Origin of the sequence: Mycobacterium sp., from assembly GCF_049278535.1 — a bacterium.
Lineage (GTDB): Bacteria > Actinomycetota > Actinomycetes > Mycobacteriales > Mycobacteriaceae > Mycobacterium.
Map to the genome: position 1 here is coordinate 1 of NZ_JBAPMI010000198.1, position 3,317 is coordinate 3,317.

Consider the following 3,317-nt stretch of genomic DNA (forward strand, 5'->3'; position numbering starts at 1 on the left):
GCACGGCGTGCTCGACGAGTCGTGCGGTGGATTCCGAGAGCATCACCCCGCCCGGTGGGGCCACCGATTCCATCCGCTGCGCGAACCCGACCGGCTGGCCGGTCGCGGCGTATCCCAGCGACCCCGACCCCATCTCGCCGGCGATCACCCGACCCGAATTCAGGCCCACCCGCAACCGCAGCTCAACCCCGTCGCGGCGCTGGATCTCGGCCGCCAACCGTTTGGCCTCCTCCTGAATGGCCAACGCGGCCATACACGCCCGAAAAGCATGATCTTCCAACGCAATTGGGGCGCCGAACAGAGCCATCAGCCCGTCGCCGGTGTACTCCACGCTGCCGCCGCCGTAGCGCTGCACCACCGCGGCGGAGCGTTCCACGAGCTCGGTCATGATCTCGCGCAACCGCTCCACATCAACAGCCGCCGCGATGTCCATCGAGCGCACCACATCGGCGAACAACGCCGTCACCTGCTTGTACTCCGCGGCATCACCAGAATGCGCTGCCCGGGCACCGCACTCATCACAAAACTTCGCGTTCTCCCGCAGCCCAGCGCCGCACGCCTTGCACACCATGCCCGCCGTCACCTGACTATTCCTCACTCTCGATCATCGCTTCGGCCCAGGCGATGTGTCCTTCGAAGCCAAGCGATTCCGCCATCGAACGATAGCGATTCACCAAGTTGCGGTAGGCGACGTCATCGCCGCGGGCTCGGGCGAGCAGCGCGCGCAGCCGCAGCAGCGTGATCTCCCGCACCGTCCAAGCTTCGTCTGCCCGCAGGTTCGCTAACCAGTCGAGCGCCTCTTGGGCTTCGGCCAGGTCGCCCTCGGCGTCACGCTCCAGCAGCGTCTCCACCAGAACGCCGGTGCCCCAAATGCCGTAGAAGAGGCTTCCTGCCTGGCGCAGTTCGTCGACGGCGTGGCGGATCACCCCAATAGCGGCATCGCGGTCGCCGCGCCTGGCGGTTTCCCGGGCGGCCCACACGTCGGTGACCGGGATGAGGAAGAGCGCACGACTGCGCAGCCATATGTCGCGGGCCTGCATCATCAATTCGAGCCCGCGGTGACGGTCGGCCGCGGCGGCCCGATTCAGCAGCCCGACAGCCAACGTGTACGCGGCCAAGCCCATCGCCCGATCGCTGCTGGCTCTTTGGGCGGTCCGCACCGCATCCTCGCTCACGCGCACCACGGAGTCACTGGCCCGAAGCACCCCGTACTGCATCGCGAAACCGTAGGTCCAGGCGACGGCACCGGAAAGGGTTTCCGGATTGCTGCGTCGGGCCATTGCGACCGCGTCGTCGAGGTCTTGGCGCCAGCCGGGACGGCCCAGCCAGCACCGAGCGGTGCCGCGCCAGGCCAACGCAATCGCCAGCGGTGATCCCATTCCGAAGTCGGCGCCCTTGGCGGGGTCACCGTCGGCGAGGTCGACGATGGTCTGTGACCACCGCAAGATCTCGCCGAATTCACCGACGCCGAGCCAGTTGACGAACGTTATAAACGCCACCCCCATGATCGGGGCGGGATCGCCGATCGACTCCAGCAGCGCCATCTGTTCGAACGACAGCTGCGATGCCTCATCCGCGCGCCCGGCGTAGCAGAGGTCGGTGGCGAGCGCAGTCATCCCGATGGCCAGCGAGACGTGATCTGCGGCCGCAGTACACAACTCGCGCAGCTCCTCGAAGCGGCCCCGGCTCTCCTGAACTGCTCGGGCTTGCCAGTCGGTGGCACACAGCATGGTGCGGGGGGCGATACGCATCGACAATTGGTCGGGCTCATCGTCAGGTAGTCGGTCGGCGATGCGACGTGCCCGCTCCCAGCTGATCCGGGCCGCGGGGAGATCGCGGTTGGTTGACCACGCGCCGGCGCGCATGTGCCAGCTATACGCCGCGTGCAGGTCGCCGGCGGCCTGCAGATGTTCGGCGATCAGCGCCGCGTGTTCCTCCACCGAGCCGGCCTCATATTTTTCGATGGCAGTGGCCAGGCGCCGGTGCAATTCGGCGCGGTCGGATTTGAGCTGCGATTCGTAGGCCACCGCTTGGATTAACGGATGGTGGAACGCGTACTCGGCGTTGGGAGTGAAGCGCACCTGATCGATCAGCTCGACACCGAGCAACTCGTCGACCGCCGGGTCGATCCCCAGCGCGGCGAGCAGCTGCGTCCCGAAGCGAGCGCCGATCACCGATGCCGCGTTCAACGTCCGCTTGGCGGTGGCGCTCAGCCGATCGATGCGCGCCTCGATGGCAGCCTGCACGGTGGCCGGCACGCTCACCTCGGCGACATCCACCACGCAGACATAGTCGCCGCGCTCGCCGGTCAGCACACCGCGCTGCGCCAACTCCCGCACGATCTCCTCGGCGAAAAACGGGTTCCCGGCGGCCCGCTCGGCGACGATCGCCGCCAGCTCGCCGACCGAGGGATCCGAGCCCAGCAGCTCACCCAGCAGCGCCGCGGTGTCCGAATCCGCCAGTGGTGCAAGGGCTATCGTCTGAGCACCGTGCACCTGTGTCAGCGCTCCGTGGTACTCGGGGCGGTAAGTGATCAGTGCCATCGACGAGGTGCGCGGGATGACGGTGAGGAAATCGGCCAGCATCGACTCGCTGACAGCGTCGATCCAGTGCGCGTCCTCGATGATGTACAGCGCCGGTTCGGTGCGCGCCAGCGTCGCGGTGTTGATCAGGGCGGTCAACCGGCGCCGGCGCGCCTCCGGGTCGATCTGGGGCAGCGGCACCTCAGGGTCAGCGATGCCGAGCAGATCATCCAGCAGCAGCAGATCCTGCGGGTCGGCAGCCGGAATCTGACGCCGCACTTTTGCGCGGGCGGCATGACCGCCGAGGTCGGCCACACCGATGGCGGCGCGCAGTAGGCGGGTGACGGCATGGAACGGGATGTCGCTGGCGTGCGATTCGCAGAAGGCCCAGAACACCTCGACGCTACGACCGGTCGCGGCCGAGGCAGCCTCCCGCGCCATGCGGCTCTTGCCGATGCCCGGTGCTCCCGCCATAGTCACGACACCTCCGCGGCCGGCGATCGCGCGGTCCACCATGGCGTCGAGGGCTGCCATCTCCCAAAGCCGACCGACCAGGCCCACGTCGGCGCGCCCAACCGCGGCTTGTCGCGGGCCGATCGCGACCAGCCGGCGCGCGCCCACCGGTTCGTCGGCGCCCTTGATGTGCACCCATTCCGGTTCACCGAGCAGCACGGCGTGCTCGACGAGTCGTGCGGTGGATTCCGAGAGCATCACCCCGCCCGGTGGGGCCACCGATTCCATCCGCTGCGCGAACCCGACCGGCTGGCCGGTCGCGGCGTATCCCAGCGACCCCGA

At 68.2% G+C, this 3,317-nt stretch carries 2 protein-coding genes; both read right to left on the reverse strand.

Annotated elements, in window-relative coordinates; genetic code table 11:
* Positions 1-571 (reverse strand): adenylate/guanylate cyclase domain-containing protein (locus tag WAO18_RS13590; RefSeq protein ID WP_422206788.1); only part of this gene is annotated, 571 nt, incomplete at its 3' end.
* 16 nt (positions 572-587) lie between these two features.
* Positions 588-3,317: ATP-binding protein (locus WAO18_RS13595; RefSeq protein WP_422206787.1), on the reverse strand; the 2,730-nt coding region annotated here is incomplete at its 5' end.